The following is a 24,657-nucleotide window of genomic DNA, read 5'->3' on the forward strand; positions in this document are numbered from 1 at the left end:
TCAACACACACGCTCGGACAGGAGTCGAACAGTGACCGCGACACGCCCGGAGACGAGCGGGAACGACATTCACATACCGGCCACGGTCGCCGAGGCGGAGACCGCGTGGCTCGTCGCGATCACGAACGGCGACGAGGAAAGGCGTGAACTCATGCTCCCCGACTGCGTGATCGTTCGCGGCCCGGTCGGGAATGTCCATGAACGGGAGCGTTTCCTTGGCTACAAGGTGTCCATGGAAGCCATGGTCCAGGCGCAGACCAGCGAGGTGACCTGTCCGGAGCGAGGCGGACGGGCATCATGACGTGATTCCAGAAGATGCACATCCGGCGCCTGCCCGAACTGCCGCCGTTCCCGGTGAAGGCTGCGGCCATCAGGGTGTGATTCTCGACCGACGAAGGCTGGCGACTCGGCCACATGCAGGTCTCCAGGCGGCAGACGTCGGCATGACGTGCCGCTTTCCTCGCCGTGCGAGAAGTCACGAGGTGCGAATAGGGATGCCCGGCCGCCAGCCAAGACTCCTTGACAATCCCAGTCCGCTCGCGACCAGCGACGGAACGGCCGCTTGCAGCTTGATCGAGCCCGCGGCCACCACGACGGAGAGAGCCGCGACGACCTTGCCACGGCCGTCGACGATGCGCGTCGCGACCGACTCGGCCCCTTCGCTCAGCTCTTCCTTGACGACCACCGTTCCGGTCGAGCGACAGGACGCCAGTTCGTCACGGAGTTCGGTCGGGTCCACGATCGTCTTTGGAGTGAAGCGCCGCAGCCTGCCCGCCAGCACCTCATCGATGAAGGCCGGACTGCTGTGGCTCAGAAGCACCTTGCCGACGCCTGAGCAGTGCAAGGGCAGAAGGCCGCCGACCTGCGAGGTCAGACCGACTGCGTTGACCGCCGAGAGCCGCTCGATGATCACGGCCTGGTCGCCTTGGAGAACAGCCAACTGCACATGCTGGCGAAGTGCCGTGTACAGGTCCTCCACGAACGGCTGGGCGGCGCTGCGCAGCGTCTCGGTGCGTGGGGCGAGGGTCCCGAGGCGCCACAGTGCAAGACCGATCGCGAAGCGATTGTCGCTGGTGCGCTCCAGAGCGCCTGCCTCCACGAGTTCGAGGGCGAGGCGCCTGGCGGTGGCGTGCGGCATGCCGGTGCGCCTGACCAGGTCGGCGAGGGTCAGCTCGGTGTTGTCGGGGTCAAAGGCGAACAGCAGATCCCAGAGTCGGGAGCTGACGGTGCGTCCTGGCTCGTTCGCGCGAGGCATGAGCCTCTCCTTCATCATGTACGGCCCCGGCCACTCTACCTTCTATGTTCGTTGGATGGATGAACCAGTTCTTTCAGTGCGTACTTTGCCGAACTCTTGCAGGCAGTCAGTTACCCCTCGCCAGAGGCCCACGGGAGTGAAAGAGCATGATGAGTACGGAAGCAGGCCCCAGGATCGCGATCCTCGGTGGCGGCATCGGAGGCCTCGCTGCCGCGGCCTTCCTCCGCGACAAGGGCTTCCACAGTGACGTCTACGAGCAGGCCGCCGCTCTGACCGAGGTCGGCGCCGGCCTGGTGATCGCACCCAACGCCGCCCGCCTGCTCCGGCGTCTCGGCGTGCTGGACCGGTTCGTCGAGCGGGCGGTGCAGATGGAGATCGGCTGGGAGTTCCGGCGCTGGGAGAACGGTGCCGTCCTCTCCGCGGAGAATCTTCGGGACGGGTGCAAACGCCTGTACGGCGAGCACACCTATACCGCCCACCGCGCCGACCTGCTGGCCGCCCTGAGGTCGGCTGTCCCCGAGCACTCGCTTCATCTTGGCAGGCGCTGCGTCTCGGTCGAGTTCGAAGGCGACCAAGCGGTTCTGCGGTTCGAGGACGGCGAAACCGTGCGCCCGGACATCCTCATCGGAGCCGACGGAGTCCACTCACGCGTGCGTGGCGCCATCGTCGGCCCGACTCAGGCCAGGGAGTCGGGCATCTGCGCCTTCCGGGCCCTTGTGCCGGCGGAGAAGGCACCCGAGTTCGCCAGACGGCCCGCCCAGACCCTCTGGATCGGCCCTGACCACCACCTCGTGCACTACCCGGTCTCCGGCGAGGAGTACGTCAACCTCGTCGCCTTCGCACCGGCCGGGGCGAGCAGTGTCGAGTCGTGGACGGCCACCGCGACGCTCGAGGAACTGCTCGATGAGTTCGACGGCTGGGATCCGCGTCTGGTGGAGTTGATCAGGTCGGCCGACACGCCAGGGCGCTGGGCGTTGCTCGACCGCGAGCCTCTCGACCACTGGAACTGCGGCAACGCGACTTTGTTGGGCGACGCGGCCCACCCGATGTTCCCGTTCTTCGCCCAGGGTGCTGCCCAGGCGATCGAGGACGGCGCCGTCCTGGCCCTATGTCTCGCGGAGGCCCCGGACAACCCGTTCGCGGCGCTGGGGCGCTACGAAGAACTCCGTCGACGCCGCACGGCACGCCTGCAGGAGGTGTCGCACGGAAGGTCCCACATCAACCACCTTCCGGACGGCCCTGAGCAGGAGGCCCGCGACCTGGCGTACTCGCAGGCCGACCCGCTCAGGGCGAACGGCTGGATCTACGAGTACGACCCCGAGGTCGCCGTCTCGGCCTCGGTGTGAACCAGCCCCGGGAGGCACATGCGCCTCCTGGGGCCGGACAGCCGATCGCGGTATTGGGCATCGGAGGCGATGGTGGCTCCAAGTGGCTGAACCAGCGCGAGCATCAGGCGTGGCGCACGTTCATCACCGCCAGCACCCTGCTCAGCCGTGTGCTCGACCAGCAGTTGCGCACCGATGCCGGGCTCTCCCACGTGCAGTACGGCATCTTGACCCGCCTCGCCGACATCCCCGACCTGTCGATGCGGATGCTGGCGCTTGCCGAAGCGTTGGGGCTCACCAAGAGCGGCCTGACCTACCAGATCGTGCAGCTGGAGAGAGAGGGCCTGGTCAGTCGCAGAGCCAGCTCCACTGACGACCGCGGAGTGATCGCCACCATCACTCCGCTCGGCATGGAGGTCATGGGCCGCGCGGCATCCGGTCACGCCCGCCTGGTCCGCGAACTGGTGATCGATGCCCTCACCCCACAGCAACTGGAGGCCTTGGGCGAAGGCTTCGCCGAGGTTCAACGCCGGATCGTCGAGCGCGAGACGTAGCCCGCGGACCGGTTGATGACCGGGTGCCCCTGCCATGGCTGCGGACCGCCGCGGTCTCGATTTCGGCCTGGCGGCCGTGCTGGCCGGCTGGACGGGTAGCGACGCATGGCCGGAGTCTGGTCGAAACGAGGCGATCGCCGCGGAAGGGCTGAAGCCGCCGCATCACACCGTCCTCGCGGCAGTGTCCCAGTACTGACCGGTCGTCCAAGCGGATGTGCGACCGGCTGAGCTGCCAATGCCTGGAACGACATGTCGACGAGCAGTACACGACGTTCGGCTGAGGCGTCCGGCTTCAGTCGGCCGTGCTCGGGAAGCCGGAAACCTGACATCGCTTCTGTGAACAGCCCGTTTGGCAATGTCTTGATCTTCGATACCGAACAAGGCATTGGCCATCCAATGAACACAGCCGTTGTCGTCACCCTGGCCACATCCGAGAATTCGGCGCGGACGGCCCGAGATGCGGGCGTGTCCTCAGCGATTTTGTCGAAACCTGAGTACGTCCGAAGGGCGGATCATCGAATGGCACCCGCAACCGGTAGTGGGCTCGTCGTGCGAACTTTGCAGCGAGCCGGAGTCAACGTCGCCTTCGGCCTGCCCGGAGCACACATCGACCCCGTTCTTCAGGAGGCCAAGGACGCCAAGCTCCGGGTCGTCGACGTGCGCCACGAGATGAACGCCGGTCACGCGGCCGAGGGCTATGCACGGGTCACCGGGGACCTGGGGGTCGCCGTCGTCACGGCCGGTGGCGGTTTCACCAACGTGCTGACCTCGATCGCCAACGCCTATCTGGACCGCACCCCCGTGCTCTACATCGCAGGCTCCGGTCCTCTCGAGACGGACGAGGTCAACGACCAGCAGGCCGGATTCAACCAGGTCGCCATGGCTGCCCCGGTGACCAAGTTCGCTCACCGCGTCACCCGTACCGAGCTGATCCCTCGCCTGGTCGCCCAGGCGATCCGCACCGCGCAGTCGGAGCCCAAGGGACCGGTGCTCCTCGACATCCCCTGGGACGTCCTGCGCCAGACGGTCGACATCGACGAGTTCGAGGACTACCGCGTCGAGATCGACGGCACTGGCATCGCCCCCGCCGGCGGTGTCGACCGGATCATCGAGGCGATCGGCACCGCCCAGCGGCCGATCGCGCTGGTCGGCAAGTCCTTCGTCACTGCCGAGGCACGGGCGCAGCTGCACGAGTTCGCCGCCCGTACCGGAGTGCCCCTCTTCGCCGACTGGGAGGGGCTCGGCGCGATCGTTGGCTCCGAGCAGCACGTCGGTCTCGTCCAGACCCTGGCCACCGTCCCCGAGGACGAGCGGCCCGACCTGGTCCTTCTGCTCGGGCTGCGCTTCGGGATGACGACACAGTTCGGCACCGGCCGACTGCTCCCGAAGAGCGCGCGGATCTTCCAGATCGACCCCGACGGTCGTGAACTGGGCCGTCTGCAGGATGTGGAACTCGGTATTCAGGCCGATCCGATCGGCACGGTCGGTCTGCTGAACGAGCGCCTGGGCGACAGCCCCGTGCCCTCTGGGCGCGGTGACTGGCTGGCGACCCTGCGGGACGTCTCGGCCACCCGGCGCTCGGCACTCGCCGCCGAGACCGAGGAGCACGAGGACGACGCGATCCACCCGTACCTCGCGGTCCGCACGATCGCCGAGAGTGTCCCCGACCAGGCCACCGTGCTCGTCGACGGCGCCCTGACCGAGCTGTGGCTTTCCGAGACGATCGCCCTCGCCCCGCTGGCCCACTACCTCGGGCACGGCTACCTCAGCGCGATGGGGAGCAACCTCGGTGTGGCCCTGGGAGCGCAGTACGCCGCCCAGGACAAGGCGACGATCCTGGTCACCGGTGACGGTGCTGTCGGCTACAGCCTGGCCGAATTCGACTCCCTCGTCCGGGCGGGACTCCCGGTCGTCGTGATCGTCCTCAACAACCAGGCCTGGGGCGCCACACTGCACACGCAGCAGTTCTTCTACGGACAGGACCGTGTCACCAACAACCGCCTGGAGAACGGCTCCTACAGCGGGGTGGCACGAGCTCTCGGTGCGGACGGAGTCGACGTCACACAACTCGACCAGCTCCGCCCGGCGATCGAGGCCGCCCTCGCGGCACGCCGACCGACCTGCATCGACGTACGCGTGAGCCTCGCGCCCATTCCGCCGGAGGAGCGTGTCCTGAACGGCGGAGCTCCGTTCGGCGGCATCGAGATCGACGCCTGAGCCGCCACTCCTGACCCCCACGAAGGAAGGCCATGAAGGACACGACTGACGCCGGAACCCACGACCTGGCCGTCGAGGACCGGCGTCAGCGTTTCCTCGGGAAGACCTGCCTCGTCACCGGCGGCAGCAGGGGGCTGGGCCTGGCAGTCGCACGGGCGTTCGCACGCGAGGGCGCGCGCGTGATCATCATCGCGCTGGACCCGGACCAGCTGAAGACCGCGAGCGATCTGATCGGCGACGGCACGATCGCCGTGGCAGCCGATCTTTCATCGTCGGCCGGCATCAAAGCCGCGGTCACGGAGGTCGCCGCGCGGGTCGATCACGTCGATGCCGCCTTCCTCAACGCCGGGCAGGGGGGCGTCAAGCCCCTCGACGACATGGACGAAGCGACCTGGGACACGGTGTTCGACACCAACGTCAAGGGCTCGTTCTTCCTCGTGCAGGGTCTGAGGCCCTTGCTCGCACCAGGCGGGGCCGTCGTCTTCTGCGGCTCGGCAGCCGGCCGAAGGGCCAGCGCGGGAATCGCCGCCTACGGAGCAAGCAAGGCCGCGCTGGAGCACCTGACACGCATCCTCGCCGCCGAAGTCAGCGGCGAGGGAATCCGGGTCAACATCCTCATTCCGGGCGGCATGAACACCGACATCGCCGCCCGCACGACGGGCTTTCCGTCCAGCGGAGCCGAGGCCTTCCGGGAGCGGGTCAGGGCCAGCACCCCCATGCTCCGACAAGGCGAACCGGACGAGCTTGCCGACGCCGTGCTCTTCCTGGCCTCGTCCGAAGCCGGTTACATCACCGGCGCGGCGCTCCCGGTGGACGGTGGCGCCACCGGCTTCACCCGCCCGCCGACATAGCGGAGACGGCCGCCGTCGATCACCACCCGCACCACCGGAGCCGAGCGGGGACAACCCGCACGGAGTGTCTGTTCGGCCCGCCGACCGGCGCCGTCATCCAGGTCGCGTACGCGGTCCCGGACCTCGCTGCCGGGATGCGTTGGTGACTGACGAACTCGGCGTTGGGCCCCGGTTCGTGAACGGGAGGATAGGCGGCGAGGACTCGACCTACCGGGGAGGGCTGAGTTCACCATCGGCCTCGCCTTCTCGGGGCAACATGATGGTCCAGCTCGTCCAGATTCTCGACGACGAGCTATCGATCTGAAGAGGTCGAACGTCGCGAGGCGAGCGGAGTGCCGGTGCCTTTTCACGACCGTGCCTCAGGGGGTGGGGTCTTCTTCCTGGGCACCGGTGAAGACGCCCCGGGGATGGTCGAACTCGTCCAGGACAGCGGGATCACGTGAGATCTTGATTTCCTTTGGCGGTCAGTCGACTGGGACGGAGCGCGGGCCTCTGCGCGACGGGGTTGCTGCCGACCTGACCGCGGGGCCGGTGCCGCCACCGGCCTCGTGGTCGCGACGCGATGCGCCTTCCCGCGAAGCACAGGCGAACGCTGTGGACGACCGGGGTCGTCCACAGCGTTCGCCGATGTTGAGAGGCCCTGGCGGGCTACTGTCCGTTGGTGAGTTCGATGTAGGTGTTGCCGGTGACCGGGCGGTGGTCGTAGGTGCCGGTGACGGCGGCGCTGCCTTCGTAGCCGGGTGCGGGGACCGTCAGTTCCTGGTTCTCGGCGTAGACGGTGACGTTCAGCTTGGCGTCCTCGCCGGGGATGGTGACCTTCCAGCGGGTGGGGTACTTCTTGCCGGTGGTCGGGCTGGTCCAGAGGGTGGACTCGTCGGGTGTGAGGGTCGCCTCGGCAATGGTCTGGGTGCCGTCGGGCTTCAGGATGGTCGCGAAGTTGTTCTTCTTGTCGCCGCGCTTCTGGTTCCAGACGCTGATCTTGTCGCCGTTGGACAGGTTGAGGTTCATCCAGGACCAGGAGCCCTCGCCTGCGGTGAGGTTGGGGAGGGGTCCCCATTGGCGGTCCACCCAGGATTGCCCGCGGACCTTCTCGGTGTGGCCGCCCAGGGTCAGGGTCCCGGAGGTGTCCACGGTGGGCAGGGCGTACTCGTAGTTCCCGTACTTCGCGTCGCCGAACATGGGGAAGTATCCCGTTCCCATGTTGTAGAGGGTGCTTCCGCGGGGGCGCAGCGTGACGTCGATGATCCCCTCGGGGACCTTGGCGCGCAGCTTCTGCTCCTTGGCGTCGCCGGTCCAGGTGATGTTGTCGGTGTGGATGTCCACGCCCTGCTTGTCGGAAAGGCCTGTCCCGGCGGGGAGGGGGATCTCCGACTTCGTGTACCAGCCGGTGTCCTCGTTGACGATCGACACCCTGGAGATGGCGCCTCCCTGCTCGCCGAAATTGGAGTTCAGGTAGTGGGCCAGGAACCCGTACCGGTGGCCTCCGGCGGTCACGTGCGCTGTCACGTACCAGGACTCGTTGGACTGGCCGGGGTGGTAGCTGAGGTCTGCAGCGGGGTCGATGAGGACTGGGAGGTCTGTCTGAGTCAGCCCCTTCGTGAAGGCGGTGCGGTGTGCTGCGGTCGAGCCGGCCGCGGTCGTCGCAGTGGCCGGTCCTCCTGAGGCGAGGGTGAGTGAGGCAATCAGCGCGGAGGCGATGGCCGCCGCGCCGATGGTGGTCTTACGCATGGTGGCTCCTTGCGCGGAGGTTCCGCACGGTGCACAGAACCCTTTTGTGAACGAAACGGTTTCGTACTCTCGATGGATGCGATCAGGTGTTTGGGAACCTGTTGTGCGGGGAGGTGGGGTGGTCGGTAGATGGCTGCCCGATGGTGTGGGTCATGTCCAGGGGTGTGCCGTATGAACGACCCCCTGCAATATCCGACAGCTGTCAGTTTATCTGCTGCCGGGCAGGTGTCAACCCGTGCTCAGATGCGTCGATGTGGGCAGCTACGCTGGTCAGACAGGCGAGCACGCCCTACGGCCGACTGAGGAGGACGCGTGGGAGGCAGGTCGAGTACCACTCGCCGCGCGGGGCGCCCCGGCGCGGATTCCGTAGCGGTGCCCGCAGATCGGGACGTCCTGCTGCGGGGCCTGGAGGCGTTCTCGGAGCTGGGCTACGACCGTGCCTCGGCGCGGGAACTCGCGCGCCGTCTCGGGGTCAGCCATACCTTCATCAACGACCGCTACGGGTCCAAGGCCGCCTTCTGGCGTGCCGTGGTGGACGCCGCGCTCGGGGCTCAGCTCACGCGCATGGCACCCGCCGCTCCCGGGAGCGGCGACGAGGACGTGATGCGGCAGTTCGTCAGGGAGTTCTACCGCGTCAACATCGGCGAACCGCACCTGGCCTTGCTGATGGCGGACGAATCCGGACGGGACACCGAGCGGCTGGACTACCTCTACCTGCGTTACATCGAGCCGACGCTGGCCTTCGTCGTGCCCAGTATCGAGAGGCTGATGGCGTCCGGGCGCATGACACGGGTCCCGATGGACGTCCTGTTCTTCGCCATCATCGCTCCCGTGGCCGGACTGGTGCAGGAGCCTTTCGCCCGGCGCCTGGGCCGTCCCGAGCACCTGTCGCAGGCGGAACGTCTCGCCAGGGCGGATGCCCTGGCCGGACTGGTGGTGGACGGCCTGCTGGCCCCGGGCGACGCGAAGTGCCGGTCGTCAGTGTGAAAGACGGCAGGCCCTGTCTCCCCGACCGGGGAGGCAGGGCCTGACATACGCCCGTAGGGGCGAGGACGATGTGTCATACGCCCGTAGGGGCGAGGACGATGTCGAAGCGCACCCGACTCCACGTGCCGTCGATGACGCGGCCGTCGGGCGTCGGCGTACCGGCGGGCTGCCGCTCGAACCGCTTGATCAGTGAGTCCTTCACGCCGAAGACGGTGTCCTTGCGGCCGATCGGGTCGCCCTCGGGGAAGATGTGCGTCACCAGCGTGCGTGCCCCCGCGTGGGACACCATGAAGTGCAGGTGGGCGGCGCGCAGCGGTGATCGGCCGACCGCGTCGAGCATCTTGCCGACGGGTCCGTCGTTCGGGATGGGGTACGGCGTCGGAGTGAGGCCCCAGAAGCGGTAACCCCCGTCGGCCGCGGAGAACAGGTGTGCCCGGCCTGCGCGCTTGCCGGCCTCGTACTGCACGTCGTAGAGCCCGTCCTCGTCGGCCTCCCAGACCTCGATCCGCGCGCCGGCGAGCGGGGTGCCGTCGGTGTCGGTGACGGTGCCCTCGACCCAGCAGGGCTCGCCGGGGGCGCCGAAGGCCAGGTCCTCGCCCAGTTCGATCGCGGGGGAGTCCTCGACGAAGAACGGCCCGAAGACGGTCGCCTCGGTGGCGCCCTTGTAGGCCTGGTTGTTGACGTTGATGGTCTGCATGCTCGCGCCGAGGGTGTCGGAAAGCAGGATGAACTCCTGGCGGACCTCGTCGGTGATGTGCCCGGCCTTGGTGAGGAAGTCGATCGCCGTCCCCCACTCCTCCTCGGTCAGCCGGACTTCGCGGATGAAGGAGTGCACATGCTTGACCAGGGAGGTCATGAGTTCCTGCAGCCGCGGGTCCTCGCAGAGGTCGAAGGAAGCAACGACGTTGTCGACGAGCCGCTCCTCGACCGCCTGCTGCTCCGGCGACACCTCGCGGTAGATCGCGCCGTGGGTACCGGGCTGGGCCGAACCGGGGTTGACGTAGGTAGGCATGACGGCCTCTTCCTTCAGTTGATCGGGTCGCCGGCCCACGCCGCCTCCAGCAGCAGGGTCAGGTTCGCGTAGGTGACGGGGGTGGGATTGTTGGCCGGGATCGCCTTCATGACCGGCCCCAGCGCCTTGGCGATGCCCTCCTGCGGCATGCCGTAGTCGCGCAACGCCCTCGGCGCGTCCAGCACCTCGCGCAGGGCGGCGAGGCCGGCGCTCGCCTTCCGTGAGCCGAAGGCCTGGGCGATGCGGGTCTCCGCCTCGGGGGCGTGCGGGGCGTTGAAGGCCAGCACGTAGGGCAGCACGACCGCGTGGGTCTGGGCATGGGGGAGGTTGAACATGCCGCCGAGGACGTGGCAGATCTTGTGATGCATCCCGGAGCCGGCCGAGGCGAACGCGACAGCGGCGAGGTAGGCGCCGTAGAGCGTCTGCTCGATGCCCTCGACGCTGGTCGAGTCGTCGGCCACCGCGGGCAGGCCGGTCGCCAGCGCGCGGATGCCCTCCTGTGCCAGCGCCCGGTCGATCGGGTCGGCACGCGGGCCCCACATCGAGTCCACGCAGTGCGCCATCGCGTTCAGGCCGCTGGCCACCGTCATCTCGCCGGGCAGCGTGGTCAGCAGAGCGGCGTCGTAGACGACCGACGCGGGCAGCACCTTGTCGTCCACGCCGGTGGTCTTGGTCTCCCCCTCGGTCAGACCCCACACATTGGTCGCCTCGGAGCCGGCGTAGGTGGTGGGTACCGCGACGATCGGCAGCCCGGTGGTCAACGCCACCGCCTTGGCCAGACCCGTGGTCGAGCCGCCCCCGACGCTGACCAGGACGTCCGCTCCCGCGTCTGCCGCCACCCGGAGGGCGCGCGCCGCGACCTCGACCGGTACGTGCATCACGACCTCCTCGTGACGCAGTACGACCGGGATCTCCTTGGCGATCGGGTCGGCCAGCTCCTTCTCGCGGTCCGACGCGATCAGCATGACCTTGGAACCGCCGAGTGCCTCGACCTCCGCCGCCACGGCGACGGGCGAGTCCCCGGCCGCGAACACCACGCGCTGAGGAAGGGTTTGGTGGGTGAACTTCATCAGGCCTCCGCCAGCCATTGCTTGCCTTCGCCGTAGAGCTGCTCGACGGCTGTGCCGGTGAGACCGGGAAGCCCGTCCTTCACCGTGAAACCCGCCTTGGTCTGTAGATATGCCAAGTGCCGGTAGCCGGTCGGGAACCGGTTCAGGAGCTCGGGATCCAACGTCAGTGAGGCGGCGGGGTCGACGACGTCGAGCCGGTCCTTCTCGTAGATCGGCTGCCTGCGCACGAGGGTCCAGCGCCCCTCGTGGCGGGAGAGGAAGTCGTAGAAGCGGCCGGTGCACACGACATCGACCTCGACGCCGTCGATGCTCGCGCGCTGGTTGATGGTCATCTTCGTCTGGGCGATGGCCCGGTCGCCGACGATGTCCGCGGTGTGGCCACCGAGGAAGTGCAGGATGCTGACGCCGTTCTCGAAACCTTCGCGGCTGGCCTTGATAAAGTCGGTGGCGCTTCCCTGGAACCAGGTGGCGCTCATCCAGCCGTCGCGCGGATGCCAGACCGTGGCGAAGCGGTCCCAGTCACCGGCATCGCGCCACAGCGCCCAGTTCTCGATGAGCCGCCGGATCTCCTGGCGGTCGTTGTAGGCCTGCGACATGGTTCGATCTCCGATCGATCTCGTTGCGCAGGTCAGATGGGGTAGTGGCGGGATCCGGACTGGATGGTGATCCAGCGCAACTCGGTGAACTCCTCCAGCGCGGCGCGGGAGCCGAACCGGCCCCAGCCGCTGGCGCCGACCCCGCCGAAGGGCATCTGGGGTTCGTCGTGCACGGTGGCGCCGTTGATGTGGCAGATGCCGGACCTGATGCGGCGGGCCACGTCGAGTGCGGCGGCCGCGTCCTTGCCGAAGACCGCGGCGGAGAGCCCGTACTCGGTGTCATTGGCGACCTCGACGGCCTCGTCGGTCGAATCGACCTCGATGATCGAGACCACCGGCCCGAAGGTCTCCTCGCTGTAGATACGCATGTCCGGCGTGACACCACGCAGCACCGTGGGCTTCACGAACAGGCCGTCGTGCGTGCCACCCGTCAGGACCTGCGCGCCCTTGGCGTGGGCGTCCTCGATCAAGGCGACCACGTGGTCCCGGGCGGCGACGTGGACCAGCGGGCCGATCTGCGAGGCGGGGTCGCTCGGGGGCCCGACGACGAGCTTGGCGGCACGCTCGGCCAGCCGGGAGGAGAGCTCGTCGGCGACAGTCTTGTCGACGATGACGCGCTCGGTCGACATACAGATCTCGCCCTGGTTCATGAAGGCACCGAAGCTGGCCGCCGCGGCGGCCTCCTCCAGATCGGCGTCGGGGAGCACCAGGAAAGGCGCCTTGCCACCGAGTTCGAGCACGACACGGGTGAGGTGGCGACCGCCGAGTTCGCCGATGATACGGCCGACCCTGCTGGACCCGGTGAAGTTCACGCGCGTCACGGCGCGGTGGGCGATCAGCGCCTCGACGACGCTCGGACCGTCCTCGGGCGCGTTGCTGATGAGGTTGACCGCACCGGCGGGCACACCGGCGTCGTGCAGCACCTGGACGATGGCGGCCTGGGTGAGCGGCGTCTGCTCGGAGGACTTCAGCACCACGGTGTTGCCCCACACCAGCGGCCACACAATGGAGCGCACGCCGAGGATCAGCGGCGCGTTCCAGGGTGCGATGCCGACGACGACGCCGACCGGCTGACGTACGCCGAGGGCGGTCAGGCCGGGCACGTCCGACGGGATGACCTCGCCGACGGCCGCGTACGCCTGGGCCGCCGCCTCGACGAGCATGCCCGTCGCGACGTGCACGTTGAAACCGCACCAGGGAAGAGTCGCGCCCATCTCGCGGCTCATCGTGGCGACTATGTCGTCGGTGCGCTCGCCGAGCAGCACGGCCGCACGCTCCAGAACCGACCGCCGTGCGGCAGGCGGGAGGCTCGACCACTCGGGCAGCGCGGCCGCCGCCGCGTCCACCGCGAGGTTGACGTCCTCGACGGAGGCGGCGGCGACCCGTGCGATCGGTTCACCGGTCAGGGCCTCGGTCGTCTCGAAGTAGCGGCCGTCCCTGGCCGCGACGTGCTCGCCCGCGATGAGGAGGTCACTGGTCCGGACCGCGCCGGATGCGGGTGCCTCGGTCTGAGTGGCTGACATGTGTTGCCTCACTTCTACGACAGCGGCGATCGCCGCATGAACCATGCATGGCGATCGCCGCAGGAACCATGTACTCGAACACTCCATGACCGGCGGCAGACCCTGAACGCGGTTGTCCATTCATCGAACAGCGGCGGAGGATTGTGCCGTCGGCCTTCCGGGACGTCAGACCGGCGGGAAACGCCTGCCCATGACCATGTGCGCCAGGAGCCAGCCCTGCGCGGTCTCCTGCCAGACCTTCGTCACCACCTCCTGCATCGGGAACGGCGCGAGGTTCTCGTCGAGGACGGTGTACATCTCGTGGAAACACGTGGTGATCGCGGTGTTGCCTCGCACCGTGATCTCGAGTTGCGTGGCCTTCGCGGCGACGGAGCGGCGGCGGGTCCTATGGAAGTGGGCCCAGGTCTCCCGGTCGTCGACCATCCCGACCGGGCCATGGACGACGCGGCTGTCCTCGAGCATGAGGGGGATCAACGCTTTCTCGCCCTCGACGAGAGCGGCGAGCCATGCGGCCTCTGCCTGCTTGATCGCCTCGACGGCTTCGGTGTTCGCGGTGGACGCGGATGTCATAGGTCCAGCTCCAGAATCAGTGAGTGTGCTCGCGATGAGCACGTGGTGAACATGCCGTCCGCGCGCTCACGGTCGGTCAGGATGTCGTCGCGGTGGTCGGGTTCTCCGGCGAGTACGCGCACGATGCACTCACCGCAGATCCCCTGCTGGCATGAGTAGGGGGCGTCGACGCCGCCCGCGAGCAGGACGTCGAGGACGCTCTCGCCGTCCTTGACCTCGTACTCGCCGCCGGACTTCGCGAGCCGCACGGTGAACGACCCGCCGGCCGTGTGCTCGGCGGCGTCCGCCACCGGTGCGAAGCGCTCCTTGTGGATCGCTTCGGCAGGCCATCCCGCTCCGAGCGCGGAGGAGATCACGAAGTCCATGAAGCCCCCGGGACCACAGACGTAGATCGCCGTCTCGGGGTCCGGCCGGCCGATGTCGGTGGCGATGCTGAACCGCTGGTCGTCCGGGCCGTCGTCGAAGTGGAGCCGAACACGGGGGTTGTGCTCCAGCTCGTCGAGGAACGCGGAATCCGCCCGGCTCCGAGTGCAGTAGTGCATCTCGTAGTCCGCGCCCTTGGCTTCGAGCGCGTGCGCCATGGCCAGCAGGGGTGTGACGCCGATCCCGCCGGCCACCAGCAGATGGCGACGTGCCTCGTCCGATACGCCGAACCTGTTGCGCGGAGGGGAGATCCGCAGCCTGTCGCCCTCGCGGAGCCGGTGCATCCCCAGCGAGCCGCCGCGCGACTCCGTCTCGGCCAGCACCGCCAGCCGGTATCGGGTGAGGTCGTGCGGCGGCCCGCACAGGGAGTACTGGCGGACCAGTCCGGTGCCACCGTCCACCACTACGTCCACATGGGCGCCGGCAGCGAACTCCGGGAGCTCGAAGCCGTCAGGACTGACCAGGTCGAGCACCACGATCCGGGCAGTCGCGTCGCGCCGGGCCGCCACGATGGTGTCGATCCACTCATTGCTCATCGTTGTTGTTCAGACGCCGGCGGCGGCCTGGGCCGCGGCGTCGTCGCCCTCAGAGCCCTTGCCGAGGGTGAACAGGCCGGTCTCGACGTGGTGGACCTCCGACGCGTCGCGGATGATATTGATTGGGTCGCGCCCGGCCTCGACATCGTCGGCCATCGTCAGAAGCATGCGACGCAGCATGACGACGCCGCGGTCCCCGGTGGCCAGGGTCTCCTCGGAGTCCAGGGTGATCGCTCCCTGCGAGCCCTGGGCCTCCGCGTCGCCCGGGAACTTCTGCCGCTCCTCGTCGGTCAGCTCGTGGTTCTGCTTGCCGTCCTGCGCGATGCCGATGACGAAGCGGACCATGCGCTCGGGGTCGTTCGTGCGGATCGAGAAGAAGACGCGGTGGCTGGTGTCGTCGGAGGGCACGACCCACAGCAGCTGGTCCGACCGTCCGTCGGGTGTGGGTTTCACGTAGTCCGGCAGGCCGAAGACGTTGGGCAGGTGTTGATCGACCGCGAAGCCGTACTCGGTGACCTCGCCGTCCTCGCTCTCCATCTCGAACCGCTGGGTGTATTTCACACCGTGGTCGGTGCGCTCGTACGACAAGCGCTCGGCGATGGTCGCCGGGTCGAAGAAGTTCTCCGGGTAGCCGAAGGTGCCGGTCCCCAGCATCTGGTATCCGCTGTGCGTGGAGTGGAGCCAGGTGACGTGGGTCGGGTCGGCGGAGTTCTCGTAGATGTTGAGCCAACTGAAGTCCGACGGCATGCCGAGGACCGCCGCGTGCGGGACCGGCCAGCTGGCGAAGTACTTCTCGTCCTCCGCGGGGTTCTCCAGCGCGTCGTAGCGGGGGAGTTCGGGCTTGAGCTCGGGCGGGCCCATGTAGACGAAGACCAGGCCGTAGCGTTCCGCGACGGGGTACCACGGCTGACGGGCGGCGTCGCGCCGGCGCCCCAGGCCCGGCTCGCAGGCCTGCTCGATGCAGTGGCCCTGGACGTCGAACTTCCAGCCGTGGTAACAGCAGCGGATGCCGTCGTCCTCCACGCGGCCGTAGAAGAGGCTGGCGCCGCGGTGGGTGCAGCGTTCGATCACGACGCCGGGGTTGCCCTGGCCGTCCCGGAAGACGACGAGGTCCTCGCCCAGCACGCGGGTCTTCTGCGGCAGGGCGCCGGCGACGAGCGTCTCCGAGCTGGCGATCGGGTGCCAGTAGCGGCGCAGAGCCTCGCCCATGGGCGTGCCGGGTCCGACCTCGCGCAGGCGGGCGTTGTACGAGGGCTTCGGGCGGCCATAGGCCGTTCCGGTGTCGATCTCTGAGGTGGTGGTCATCGTTCTGTCTCCCGTGCGGCTCGGGTGCACAGCAGATGGAGCATGCAGGGCGGTGGGGGGACCTGCGAGGGCACCGTCGTGTGCGACCTCGAATAGAAGTGTTGATTCACATTCGCATTTAACCTGCGAGTGCGTCAAGGGTCACATTCAAGTGCTCGTGGACCGGGGAGATGATCGGTCGACAGAAGGCCTGATGGGGCGGGAGGGTGGCCAGGCGCACCGCTCGTCTCGGTCCGACGGGCCCGCGTACGCGGGCCACCGGAGGGGATGTTGGCGGCGTATACGCTGATGCGGTGAGTACCGAACCGTCTCTCGATCTACCGCCGGCGCAGCAGGCGCGCAGCCGACTGACCCAACAGAGGATCCTGGAGGCAGGCACGGCCCTGCTCGAAGAGGGCGGCACTGAAGCACTCACCGTCGCGGCGGTGGCTTCCCGGGCGGGCGTCTCGGTGGGCAGCGTCTATCGGCGGTTCGGCGACAAGGACCGTCTGATCGCGGCCTTGCAGCACGACATGATCGACCAGTTCCGTGCCGACATCGTCCGCCGCTTCACTCCACTGCGCACGGATCCGGCCGCGCTGATCGCCTCGGCGGTCGCCGGACTCACCGAGACGTATCAAGCGCACGAGCGCCTGATGCGCGTCTTCCTGGCCGCGGGCGCCACCGATCCCGCGGTGGCCCGGGTCGGCTCCGAGGCCGCCATCGACGCCGCCCGTGTCTTCCGCCAGTTCCTGGAGCCGATCGTGCTGATGATCGACGCGCCGGAACCGGAGGTGCGTGTGGATGTCGTCTACCGCTTGATCTACGGGACCTGTCAGAACCGCGTGCTGTACGGCGAAGTGTTCGAGTCCGACCGGCCATTGACGTGGTGTCAGCTCACCGACGAGCTGGTGAACGTCGCCTGCCTGTATCTGCTCGGCGCGCCGGCGCAGTGATGCCCTGGATCACCAGATGCGAATGCGATCCCCCCTTCACATTTGCGTCGGGCGGCGACATACTGAGCGGACTTCATGGAAGGCGACCGGTTGACCTTCCGGTCGGCAAGGGAAGGAACCGCTCCATGCGAGAGCCGCTCAGCTACGAGATCGCACACGGCGCCGCACTCGCCGCGCTGGAAGCAGGGAGGGCCGAAGGGCACAAACTGTGCGCTGTCGTGGTCAACCGAAGTGGTGTCACGAAGGTTCTCCTCAGTGACGACGGCGTGGGACTCCTCGGCGTGGAGACCGCGCGACGCAAGGCCTACACCTCGGCCGTGAGCGGTGTCCCGACGGCCAAGTTCGCAGCCTTCGCGGCATCCCCGCAGATGCAGGTGGCGCCTCCCCACCTGGTCGATTCCAACCTTCTGCCGGTCGCCGGCGGCGTGCCGATCGTGACGGCCGACGGAGAGGTCATCGGCGCCATCGGCGTGGGCGGGGCGGACGACACCACGGACGACCGCATTGCGCAGCAGGCTCGCGATTCCGTCGTGAAGATCGTCGCGTAGGTTCTTGTCGCGCAGGGCTGCCTCCTGGTTGGTACGGCGGCTGTGTCGAGGACCGCCGCCGCCGTTGCGTCCCGCGCGGTGTGGCTGGTTTCCGGGCGCCGGCCGGCGTGCGTGATCCCGGTCGCGCGGCTGTCTCTTGGGGACGTGGCCCTGGGCCGATGCGGTGAGGGCGCTGCCTACCCGGACAGGTGAGCCGGAGGCCACCCCGATTGAACCAGCCCACGCCCGCCGCTCAGGAGGCCCTCGCGCTGGTCGGCGTGCCCGGACCGCCTCAGCCCGTGAATCGGCCCTGCCAAGCGGGCCAGGGGCTGCCCTGATCCTCCCCAACGGTGGGCGACGACTTCGGCGGCGATGCTGATGGCGGTCTCCTCGGGCGTGCGTGCGCCGAGGTCCAGGCCGATCGGGCTGGAGAGACGGGCCAGTTCCTCCTCGGTCAGCCCCGCCTTCCGCAGCCGGGTCCATCCGGTCGTCGTGGGTACGACGCGAGCCCATCGCCCCGACATACCCGACCTCGGGCAATCGCAGTGCCACCTCCAGCAGTGGGACGTCGAACCTGGGCTCGTGGGTGAGCACGGTGATGACCGTCCGCCCGTCGACCCGCCCTGCCTCCTGCTCGGCGGCCAGGTAGCGGTGTGGCCACTCGACAACCACCTCGTCCGCCCCGGGGAACCGGCTTGCAGTGACGAACACCGGTCGTGCGTCGCAGACGGTGACGCGATAGCCGAGGAACCCGCCCACCTGGGCGACCGCTGCGGCGAAGTCGATCGCACCGAAGACCAGCATCCGTGGCGCGGGGGCGAACGCCCGGACGAAGACCCGCATCTCCTCTCCCCGACGCTCGCCGTTCAGGTCGTAGGAGAGGGCGCCGTGGTGGCCGGCCGCCAGCAGCCCGAGTGCGTCGTCGCGCACCGCGTCGTCGATCCGCGCTGCCCCCAGGCTGCCGGCCGAGCTGTCCGGGCGGATCACCTGCCGTCTCCCGACGTACGACGGGTCGGGGTGCTCCACGACCGTGGCGACCGCGACAGGCCGACCGGCCTCGATGTCGGCCACGATGGCGCCGAGTCCGGGAAAGGTGTCCCGGCTGACCATCTCGACGTAGACGTCGAGGATGCCGCCGCACGTGAGGCCGACAGCGAAGGCATCGTCGTCGGAGACGCCGTAGCGCCGCAGCACCGGGGTGCCGGAGCAAACGACCTCTTGGGCGAGGTCGTACACGCTGCTTTCGACGCAGCCGCCGGACACCGAGCCGACGGCGGACGCGTCAGGTCCCACCAGCATGGAAGCGCCCGGCGGCCGCGGGGCGGACCGGAAGGTGGCCACCACCGTGCCCATGCCCACGCTGTGGCCGGCCTCCCACCAGGCCAGCAGCTCGCGCAGCACCTCACGCATGGCCCGTTCTCTCCCCTCTCGTCGGTGAGCTTGGCGACCCGTCCCCGCCGAGGTGGGGGACCTCGCGAGCCTCCGGCGAACCTCGGTGACCGGTGAACCCCAGGTGACGGCAACCGACCTTGCGAACAGCGAGTGCCGCGCCGACGCGTAGCCGGCACTCCCCAGCTGCTGACGCGTCCGGCGGCGCCTCCTGACCACGCTCGACCGGCACCATGCCGGGCCTGTCTGCCCCGACGTGCGCGACGCCGGCACACCTCAGGGACGCGCGCAGCCCGCGGTCAGACACTGAGGGCCCAGTCGACCATCTCAGTGACCGCACCGGTGAGCAGGTGCGACGGGCCTTCGAAGTAGTGCCCTGCGCCCTTGACGGGGAGGAGCTTTCGCGACGGATGCCGCACGGAGTCGTACAGGTCCTGCGCCATGGACGGGAAGCAGCCCTTGTCGCCGGTGGCATAGACGACCATGACCGGCGCGGAGACGTGCCGGAGGCAGTCGGGTCCATAGCCGTTGGAATCGGTGACGGACCACTGGGACAGCCAGGAGCGAAGGGTACTGGTGCTGCCGGGCGTCGTGGGACGTAGGTTCGCCGAAATCGGGTCGCCCCAGAGGGTTCCCGGATCGCGGTCGGACGGGTCCAGGGACACGTCGAAGAACCGCGGGTCGGCGCAGGTGCCGTGCACGGTGAACGCCATGTCGGGCACCGTGCCGCCGTAGCGTTCGTCGAGTTCGATCTGCTGGGCCCGGACCCAGGCGGTGATGCGCTCCATCCGCGCCAGCTGTGCCGCACGGTATTCACGCACCCATCCGCGATCGAGGGTGTCGCCGCGGTCCACGAAGATGTCCAGCTCGGGGTCACGTCGGAATGGGGCGTTCTCGTCGACGATCGCGGGGTCGAGCCACTGCGACAGCAGGCTGGCGCGGCCGGCGTGAGCATTGAGCAGGATCACCGCGTCAGCCGGCGGCAGGGTGGCCTTGGTCAGGTCGGTACCGCCGCCGCCGGGAGCGTCGCGCACGGTCGGCGTCTCGGCCTGGGCCTGGTAGAAGGCCGCGGGGCCACCGCCGCCTGAGTTCCCGACGAGAACGACCTTGCGGTATCCCTCGACTTCGCGCAGATGACGGATGACCGAACCGATGTCGGCCAGGCAGTTCTCGAGGATGACCTGGGTGTCGTTGCCGGCGTACCGCGTCACCACGCCGACCGCGTCGACGCCCTGTGCGGCCGTGGGCGTCAGTGCGTAGTGGTTGACGAAGTTCGAGCTCGGGTGGAAGTACACGAAGACGGTGTCGCTGTTCCCGGCCTCCGCGTCGGCGCGCTCACGCCCGCACCACAGCAGGCCTGCGGCTCGGGCGATCCCGGAATAGACATCGTCGCCCATCGAGTCCTGCATGGGGACGGGCACGAGTTCACGCATGGGTCTTGTCCTCCATGGCGGCCCAGGAGAGCGGATAGTCCCCGTCGAGGACGGAACGTGCGGCAGCCGAGATCATCAGGGGCCGGTGGGTGTCGAGCATGACCTGGTACTGGTCGATTCGGTCGGCACCGAGGGTTCGCTCGACGGTGCCGGGGTGGGGTCCGTGGATGAACCCGGCGGGGTGCACCGTGACGGAGCCGATGCCCACGCCGCTGCCACGACGCGTGCTGGCGGCGCCCTTGGCGTAGAACAGGAACTCGTCGCTGTCGACGTTGGAGTGCGCCGGGGGGATCGGCACCGCGTCGGGGTGGTAGTCCAGAAGCCGCGGGACGAATGCGCACATCACGAAGCCCGGGGCCTCGAAGGTCTGCTGGGTCGGCGGCGGCTGGTGCAGTCGGCCGGTGATGGGCTCGAAGTCGAAGATCGAGAACGCCCACGGGTACATGCCGCCGTGCCAGCCGACCACGTCGAAGGGGTGGTGTCGGTGCACGTGCCGGGTCAGACCGGCACGGGTGCGGATGACCACAGGAACGTCGGTGCCGTCATCGAACACCAGCTCCTCCGGGCGGCGGATGTCCAGTTCGCAGTAGGGGGTGCCCTCGAGGAACTGGCCCCGCGCCGACAGGTACCGGCTGGGCGGGTCGATGTGCCCGGTCGCCTGAACGATCAGCAGACGCAACTCGACACCGTCGGGCACCACCCAGCGGTGGATGGTCGAGGTCGGGACGATGACGTGGTCCCCCTCGGAGACGTCGAGCCGGCCGAAGGTGCTCTCGAGCGTCCCGTGCCCGCTCTCGACGTAGGCGAGCTCGTCACCGACGCTGTTCTTGTAGAGCGCGCTGGTTTCGGTGGCGACCGCGTACGCGATGCGGACGTCGTCGTTGCCGACCAGGGTGGACCGGTCCAGAACCGCATCGCCCTTGAGTGACAGCAGCCGGGGCTGAAGGTGCAGCGGCGTGATCGGGTGGTTGGGGACCAGTTCCTCGCCTGCGACCGGGATCGGCTCGATGGCCGTCAAGGCGGTCGGCGGGTTGCGGTGGTACAGGAGAGAAGTGTCACCGACGAATCCGTCCTCGCCGATCAGCTCTTCCCAGTACAGAGACCCGTCGGGCTGTCGAAACACGGTGTGGCGCTTGCGCGGGAACTCGCCGACGCGAGCGAAATACGGCATGGACATGCCCCTTCGTCCTCAAGCTGCACGATGTGAGCCGGTCGACCCTCTGCAGTACCTGGATGTCCGCTCGCGCAATGAGGCGCAAGAGTCGACGCGGTGTCACGAGTGGGCGTCGTCACACGATGGCAAGCCGCGCGACGCGTTGTAAAACGGAGAGTCGTGAAGGGGGTCATAAGGGAATCCGAAGCCCTGCCGACACCCCGGTCAATGGGTCACGGCCAGGGATCCACCTCCCGTGGCGGTGCCCACGCGCACTGGAAGGCGACGCCGCCCGAGGTGCCGCGTTGACATCCACCCGGATGACCCGGACTTCCCCGGACCGCTACGGGTCGAGCCGACCGTGCTGCATGATGAAGCGCCACCCTTCGCACGGCGCTCGGGCTGATGGTCGGGTGAGGGTGAGCCCTGTCCGCCCGCTTTGTGGCCGCCTCGCCGCTCGACTCAGGCTTACGTAAGGTGGTTGCTCATGGTTCCCAACTTCTCGCTGCGCCAACTGGGCTACCTCGTGGCAGTGGCGGACTCGGGATCGATGACAGCCGCAGCCGAGGCCGAGCATGTGTCGCAGGCGGCCATCTCCGCAGGGATCAACGACCTCGAACGCAGACTTGGCGTGCGCCTTCTCGCACGTCACCCCGGGCATGGCGTTTCCCTCACGGAGCCCGGGCTGGGCATACTCGCCGACGCTCGCCGGGTCCTCGCTGCCGCCTCGGACGTTCTGAGCCAGGCTCGCGCTCCAGGCTCCGATCTCCGCGGCTCGCTGGCCCTTGGCTGCTTCACGACCATGGCGCCCCTCTACCTTCCCGCGCTCTACGACTCGTTTGCGATCCAGCACCCGGGGCTCGAGCTCACCGTGGTGGAGGGAGCGCAGGAAGACCTCCGGCGAGCGCTGATGAACGGCACCTGCGAGATCGCACTGACGTACGCCAACCGCCTGGGGCCCGGCGTGGCGATGGAGATGATCCGGACGTTGCGCCCCTACGTTCTGCTGGCCGCCAGTCATGCCCTGGCCGACCGGGAGAGCGTGACGCTCCACGATCTCGCCGACGAGCCGCTCGTACAGTTCTCGCTGCATCCGAGCCCGAACGACATAGAGGAGTTGCTGCGCAACGCGGCCGTGACTCCCAAGGTCGTGCACAGCTCACCCAACATCGAAGTCGTGCGTTCCCTGGTCGCCCGCGGGTTGGGGTACTCACCGATGCTGCAGCGCTGGCCCATGAACGTAAGCCTGGAGGGCCTGCCGCTGGTGTGCGTTCCGCTGGAGAGCACCGTTCCTGACTACCGTGTGGTCGTCGCCTGGCCGCAAAATGACCACTTGAGCCGTCGGGCCGCGGCGGTCATCTCGTTCCTGCGCACACACGCCACCGAGCACCCGATCCGGGCCGAGGCAGTCTGACCACCCTGGAGCCTTCGGGTCTGGGCGGGTGGGTGTGGACCGTGCTGGTGAACGCTTGGTTTGCCGGCTTCGTCGTTCGCATGTGATCGGTGCCGGGTCGACCGCGTCACGAATGCGGGTGGCGTCCCGCCAGGCGACCGCCAGGTGGTGTAGAGGATCAAGGCGCCGGTATCCGCAGGCCATCGCCGCGGCGGCGCGGTTCGGGGCCGCGCACGGTGCTGACGGCAGGTCAGCCGCCGCGCGACCCGGGAGCCGTGTTTCATGGAGCGGCCGACGCGTGGCTTGCCGGAACGCGTCGACCAAGGTCACTTACCCCACGAAGCGGGACACGACCCGAATGCGCGCCCGTCGAGTCAAGCGGCCCTTCCAGCACGTTCGGCTTCGACGCGATATCGGACGGCGTGACCCCACTCTGACGCCTCTGACCCTGCATCCTCAGGTTTGCTTATGGCCCTCTTCGTAATCCCCTCATTTACAGCGGGACGTGACGCCGGTCACCATGAGGGCGCGCCACCCAGCCGGCCGAGGGACGAGATGCCCGTGGCGGTGTACCGGACGCGCCGAGGTTCCCCGGCTCACTGATCCTCGGTCCTCCGAGTACTCCGGCGGTGCACACAGGTTCCGCCGTCGAGAGGACAGTACGGACCCGGACGGGGTGCTTTCCTTGCTTTCATTCTCAATGAGGAGAATCAACGATGGAAGTCAGTGCGATCTTTCCCCCGTCTCTCGACACCCCTGACCACATCGCGCTGGCCGAAGAGCTGGGATACGAGCGCGCCTACGTGTACGACGTCCCGGTCACCTACGCAGACACCGGCATCACCCTGGCGATGGCCGCGGCCCGCACCAGTCGCATCCGGCTCGGCGTCGCCGTCCTCACCCCGCATCTGCGGCACCTGGTCGTGAACGCGGCGCTCGTCGCTCACCTGGCCACGATCGCGCCGGGCCGCTTCGACGTCGGGATCGGCTCCGGATTCACCAGCGCCGCCTACATCGGCCGAAAGCCGGCGAAGTGGGCCGACGTGGAACGGTACGCCGAGAACCTGCGCACCCTGCTGGCCGGCGGCGACACCGAGGTCGACGGCACCGTGGTCAGCCTCTTGCACCCGCCCCGGTCCGGCATCCGTTTCCCGATCGACGTCCCGATCTGGATCGGCGCCCACGGCCCCAAGGCCTACGAGTGCGCCACCCGTCTCAACGCTGCGGGCATCATCACCGTGCCGATGCACGGCGACACCAAAGTCACCTTCGAGGGGCCCAGCCAGGTGATGTTCTACTGTACGGTCCTCGAAGACGGAGAGAGCCTCGAGTCGCCGCGCGTGCTGGAGGCCGCCGGCCCGGGCGCCGCACTGGCACTGCACCTGGGTCAGCAGGGCCCCCTGGCCGGCACCCCTGAGGCCGTCGGCTACGAGGCCGCGATCGCGGAGTTCGACGCATCGCGGCGCCACCTCGAACACCACCGCGGCCATCTGATGGAGCCCACCGAGATCGACCGGCGGTTCCTCAACGCCACTGCCATCAGCCGCGGTACCGCAACGGGTACGGCCGCCGAGGTCGCCAACACGCTGCGGTACCTGGAGGCATCCGGCGCCGCCGGAGTTCTGTACCAGCCGGGCGGACCGGACATCGAGCGAGAGCTGTGTGCCTTCTACGAAGCAGCGCAGGCGCGCCACGACCTGCCGGCACCAGCGGTCCAGGCGCTCTGAGACCGATGTACGGCGGGCCCGCCACCTCGACTTCGGGACAGGTCCGTGGCGGGCCCCGCACTCCTCCGGCGCAAGCGGCTCATGTCACCGACCGACGGTCGGTACCACCCAGCCTGCGGCCTCGGCGGACCTGGAGAGGAAAGAGGGA

General features: G+C 68.5%; 23 protein-coding genes and 1 pseudogene. 12 read left to right on the forward strand and 12 right to left on the reverse strand.

Going from position 1 to position 24,657, the window contains the following annotated elements; translation table 11 throughout:
* Positions 1-31 precede the first annotated feature (31 nt).
* A complete protein-coding gene (locus tag ACFZDJ_RS13260; RefSeq protein ID WP_391058518.1) occupies positions 32-301 on the forward strand; it encodes a hypothetical protein in 270 nt (89 codons plus the stop codon).
* Positions 302-475: 174 nt separating this feature from the next.
* On the opposite strand, the gene ACFZDJ_RS13265 is transcribed toward ACFZDJ_RS13260, so the two are convergent.
* Complete coding sequence (locus ACFZDJ_RS13265) at positions 476-1,255, reverse strand: IclR family transcriptional regulator C-terminal domain-containing protein (protein WP_391058521.1); 780 nt, start codon at positions 1,253-1,255, stop codon at positions 476-478.
* A 146-nt stretch (positions 1,256-1,401) separates the two neighbouring features.
* Here ACFZDJ_RS13265 and ACFZDJ_RS13270 point away from each other — a divergent pair, with 146 nt between their 5' ends.
* The 6 genes from ACFZDJ_RS13270 to ACFZDJ_RS13295 all read left to right on the forward strand — a co-directional run bounded on the left by ACFZDJ_RS13270 (position 1,402) and on the right by ACFZDJ_RS13295 (position 6,506).
* Positions 1,402-2,601, forward strand: a complete 1,200-nt coding sequence (locus ACFZDJ_RS13270) for an FAD-dependent monooxygenase (protein ID WP_391058524.1) — start codon at positions 1,402-1,404, stop codon at positions 2,599-2,601.
* Positions 2,602-2,654: 53 nt separating this feature from the next.
* Positions 2,655-3,134, forward strand: coding sequence for a MarR family transcriptional regulator (locus ACFZDJ_RS13275; protein WP_391058527.1), 480 nt, complete (start codon positions 2,655-2,657; stop codon positions 3,132-3,134).
* 34 nt (positions 3,135-3,168) lie between these two features.
* On the forward strand, positions 3,169-3,330 hold the full coding sequence (locus ACFZDJ_RS13280) for a hypothetical protein (protein WP_391058529.1): 162 nt from the start codon (positions 3,169-3,171) through the stop codon (positions 3,328-3,330).
* Positions 3,331-3,653: 323 nt separating this feature from the next.
* The gene (locus tag ACFZDJ_RS13285; RefSeq protein ID WP_391058532.1) at positions 3,654-5,351 is read left to right on the forward strand and encodes a thiamine pyrophosphate-binding protein; all 1,698 of its coding nucleotides are present in this window, start codon (positions 3,654-3,656) and stop codon (positions 5,349-5,351) included.
* Between the two features lie 32 nt (positions 5,352-5,383).
* A complete protein-coding gene (locus ACFZDJ_RS13290; protein WP_391058535.1) occupies positions 5,384-6,202 on the forward strand; it encodes an SDR family oxidoreductase in 819 nt (272 codons plus the stop codon).
* A 142-nt stretch (positions 6,203-6,344) separates the two neighbouring features.
* Complete coding sequence (locus tag ACFZDJ_RS13295; protein ID WP_391058538.1) at positions 6,345-6,506, forward strand: hypothetical protein; 162 nt, start codon at positions 6,345-6,347, stop codon at positions 6,504-6,506.
* A 344-nt stretch (positions 6,507-6,850) separates the two neighbouring features.
* On the opposite strand, the gene ACFZDJ_RS13300 is transcribed toward ACFZDJ_RS13295, so the two are convergent.
* A complete protein-coding gene (locus tag ACFZDJ_RS13300; protein WP_391058540.1) occupies positions 6,851-7,930 on the reverse strand; it encodes a lipocalin family protein in 1,080 nt (359 codons plus the stop codon).
* 372 nt (positions 7,931-8,302) lie between these two features.
* On the opposite strand from ACFZDJ_RS13300, the gene ACFZDJ_RS13305 reads away from it, so the two are divergent.
* On the forward strand, positions 8,303-8,917 hold the full coding sequence (locus ACFZDJ_RS13305; protein ID WP_391058543.1) for a TetR family transcriptional regulator: 615 nt from the start codon (positions 8,303-8,305) through the stop codon (positions 8,915-8,917).
* A 73-nt stretch (positions 8,918-8,990) separates the two neighbouring features.
* Here ACFZDJ_RS13305 and ACFZDJ_RS13310 read toward each other — a convergent pair whose 3' ends face one another.
* From ACFZDJ_RS13310 to ACFZDJ_RS13340, 7 genes are all read right to left on the reverse strand, one after another.
* Entirely contained in the window at positions 8,991-9,929 is a 939-nt protein-coding gene (locus ACFZDJ_RS13310; protein WP_391058545.1) for a dioxygenase, read from the reverse strand.
* 14 nt (positions 9,930-9,943) lie between these two features.
* Positions 9,944-10,999: an iron-containing alcohol dehydrogenase gene (locus tag ACFZDJ_RS13315; protein WP_391058548.1), complete on the reverse strand. Its 1,056-nt coding sequence runs from the start codon at positions 10,997-10,999 to the stop codon at positions 9,944-9,946.
* A complete protein-coding gene (locus tag ACFZDJ_RS13320) occupies positions 10,999-11,595 on the reverse strand; it encodes a nuclear transport factor 2 family protein (protein WP_391058551.1) in 597 nt (198 codons plus the stop codon). Before ACFZDJ_RS13320 ends, ACFZDJ_RS13315 begins: the two co-directional genes overlap by 1 nt.
* 32 nt (positions 11,596-11,627) lie before the next feature.
* Positions 11,628-13,118: an aldehyde dehydrogenase family protein gene (locus tag ACFZDJ_RS13325; protein WP_391058554.1), complete on the reverse strand. Its 1,491-nt coding sequence runs from the start codon at positions 13,116-13,118 to the stop codon at positions 11,628-11,630.
* 165 nt (positions 13,119-13,283) lie between these two features.
* On the reverse strand, positions 13,284-13,688 hold the full coding sequence (locus ACFZDJ_RS13330; protein WP_391058556.1) for a DUF4440 domain-containing protein: 405 nt from the start codon (positions 13,686-13,688) through the stop codon (positions 13,284-13,286).
* Positions 13,685-14,647, reverse strand: a complete 963-nt coding sequence (locus ACFZDJ_RS13335) for a 2Fe-2S iron-sulfur cluster-binding protein (protein ID WP_391058559.1) — start codon at positions 14,645-14,647, stop codon at positions 13,685-13,687. Before ACFZDJ_RS13335 ends, ACFZDJ_RS13330 begins: the two co-directional genes overlap by 4 nt.
* Positions 14,648-14,656: 9 nt before the next feature.
* Positions 14,657-15,952, reverse strand: coding sequence for a Rieske 2Fe-2S domain-containing protein (locus ACFZDJ_RS13340; protein ID WP_391058562.1), 1,296 nt, complete (start codon positions 15,950-15,952; stop codon positions 14,657-14,659).
* A gap of 293 nt (positions 15,953-16,245) precedes the next feature.
* On the opposite strand from ACFZDJ_RS13340, the gene ACFZDJ_RS13345 reads away from it, so the two are divergent.
* On the forward strand, positions 16,246-16,887 hold the full coding sequence (locus ACFZDJ_RS13345) for a TetR family transcriptional regulator (RefSeq protein WP_391058565.1): 642 nt from the start codon (positions 16,246-16,248) through the stop codon (positions 16,885-16,887).
* Between the two features lie 125 nt (positions 16,888-17,012).
* The gene (locus ACFZDJ_RS13350; RefSeq protein WP_391058568.1) at positions 17,013-17,435 is read left to right on the forward strand and encodes a heme-binding protein; all 423 of its coding nucleotides are present in this window, start codon (positions 17,013-17,015) and stop codon (positions 17,433-17,435) included.
* A gap of 176 nt (positions 17,436-17,611) precedes the next feature.
* Here the strand turns inward: ACFZDJ_RS13350 and ACFZDJ_RS13355 are convergent.
* From ACFZDJ_RS13355 to ACFZDJ_RS13365, 3 genes and pseudogenes are all read right to left on the reverse strand, one after another.
* Positions 17,612-18,824: pseudogene (locus ACFZDJ_RS13355) on the reverse strand (XdhC family protein).
* Positions 18,825-19,102: 278 nt separating this feature from the next.
* The gene (locus tag ACFZDJ_RS13360) at positions 19,103-20,236 is read right to left on the reverse strand and encodes a hypothetical protein (protein WP_391058570.1); all 1,134 of its coding nucleotides are present in this window, start codon (positions 20,234-20,236) and stop codon (positions 19,103-19,105) included.
* Complete coding sequence (locus ACFZDJ_RS13365) at positions 20,229-21,407, reverse strand: homogentisate 1,2-dioxygenase (protein ID WP_391058573.1); 1,179 nt, start codon at positions 21,405-21,407, stop codon at positions 20,229-20,231. The genes ACFZDJ_RS13360 and ACFZDJ_RS13365 overlap by 8 nt, the downstream gene beginning before the upstream one ends.
* A gap of 469 nt (positions 21,408-21,876) precedes the next feature.
* Here ACFZDJ_RS13365 and ACFZDJ_RS13370 point away from each other — a divergent pair, with 469 nt between their 5' ends.
* Together ACFZDJ_RS13370 and ACFZDJ_RS13375 are read left to right on the forward strand one after the other, a co-directional pair.
* Positions 21,877-22,803 (forward strand): LysR substrate-binding domain-containing protein, encoded by a 927-nt coding sequence (locus ACFZDJ_RS13370; RefSeq protein WP_391058576.1) that lies wholly within the window; start codon positions 21,877-21,879, stop codon positions 22,801-22,803.
* Positions 22,804-23,498: 695 nt separating this feature from the next.
* Complete coding sequence (locus ACFZDJ_RS13375) at positions 23,499-24,509, forward strand: LLM class flavin-dependent oxidoreductase (RefSeq protein WP_391058579.1); 1,011 nt, start codon at positions 23,499-23,501, stop codon at positions 24,507-24,509.
* The last annotated feature ends 148 nt before the right edge of the window (positions 24,510-24,657 follow it).

It is taken from the genome of Streptomyces sp. NPDC007896, assembly GCF_042959425.1.
In the GTDB taxonomy this organism is placed as follows: Bacteria; Actinomycetota; Actinomycetes; order Streptomycetales; family Streptomycetaceae; genus Streptomyces.

What these genes read in the sequence shown, in the direction of transcription:
- ACFZDJ_RS13280 (WP_391058529.1), top strand. Translation starts at nt 3,169, where the DNA reads ATGGCTGCGGACCGCCGCGGTCTCGATTTCGGCCTGGCGGCCGTGCTG.
- ACFZDJ_RS13270 (WP_391058524.1), top strand. Translation starts at nt 1,402, where the DNA reads ATGATGAGTACGGAAGCAGGCCCCAGGATCGCGATCCTCGGTGGCGGC.
- ACFZDJ_RS13300 (WP_391058540.1), bottom strand. Translation starts at nt 7,930, where the DNA reads ATGCGTAAGACCACCATCGGCGCGGCGGCCATCGCCTCCGCGCTGATT.
- ACFZDJ_RS13265 (WP_391058521.1), bottom strand. Translation starts at nt 1,255, where the DNA reads ATGCCTCGCGCGAACGAGCCAGGACGCACCGTCAGCTCCCGACTCTGG.
- ACFZDJ_RS13285 (WP_391058532.1), top strand. Translation starts at nt 3,654, where the DNA reads ATGGCACCCGCAACCGGTAGTGGGCTCGTCGTGCGAACTTTGCAGCGA.
- ACFZDJ_RS13335 (WP_391058559.1), bottom strand. Translation starts at nt 14,647, where the DNA reads ATGAGCAATGAGTGGATCGACACCATCGTGGCGGCCCGGCGCGACGCG.
- ACFZDJ_RS13350 (WP_391058568.1), top strand. Translation starts at nt 17,013, where the DNA reads ATGCGAGAGCCGCTCAGCTACGAGATCGCACACGGCGCCGCACTCGCC.
- ACFZDJ_RS13375 (WP_391058579.1), top strand. Translation starts at nt 23,499, where the DNA reads ATGGAAGTCAGTGCGATCTTTCCCCCGTCTCTCGACACCCCTGACCAC.
- ACFZDJ_RS13370 (WP_391058576.1), top strand. Translation starts at nt 21,877, where the DNA reads ATGGTTCCCAACTTCTCGCTGCGCCAACTGGGCTACCTCGTGGCAGTG.
- ACFZDJ_RS13360 (WP_391058570.1), bottom strand. Translation starts at nt 20,236, where the DNA reads ATGCGTGAACTCGTGCCCGTCCCCATGCAGGACTCGATGGGCGACGAT.
- ACFZDJ_RS13310 (WP_391058545.1), bottom strand. Translation starts at nt 9,929, where the DNA reads ATGCCTACCTACGTCAACCCCGGTTCGGCCCAGCCCGGTACCCACGGC.
- ACFZDJ_RS13325 (WP_391058554.1), bottom strand. Translation starts at nt 13,118, where the DNA reads ATGTCAGCCACTCAGACCGAGGCACCCGCATCCGGCGCGGTCCGGACC.
- ACFZDJ_RS13290 (WP_391058535.1), top strand. Translation starts at nt 5,384, where the DNA reads ATGAAGGACACGACTGACGCCGGAACCCACGACCTGGCCGTCGAGGAC.
- ACFZDJ_RS13365 (WP_391058573.1), bottom strand. Translation starts at nt 21,407, where the DNA reads ATGCCGTATTTCGCTCGCGTCGGCGAGTTCCCGCGCAAGCGCCACACC.
- ACFZDJ_RS13315 (WP_391058548.1), bottom strand. Translation starts at nt 10,999, where the DNA reads ATGAAGTTCACCCACCAAACCCTTCCTCAGCGCGTGGTGTTCGCGGCC.
- ACFZDJ_RS13340 (WP_391058562.1), bottom strand. Translation starts at nt 15,952, where the DNA reads ATGACCACCACCTCAGAGATCGACACCGGAACGGCCTATGGCCGCCCG.
- ACFZDJ_RS13320 (WP_391058551.1), bottom strand. Translation starts at nt 11,595, where the DNA reads ATGTCGCAGGCCTACAACGACCGCCAGGAGATCCGGCGGCTCATCGAG.
- ACFZDJ_RS13330 (WP_391058556.1), bottom strand. Translation starts at nt 13,688, where the DNA reads ATGACATCCGCGTCCACCGCGAACACCGAAGCCGTCGAGGCGATCAAG.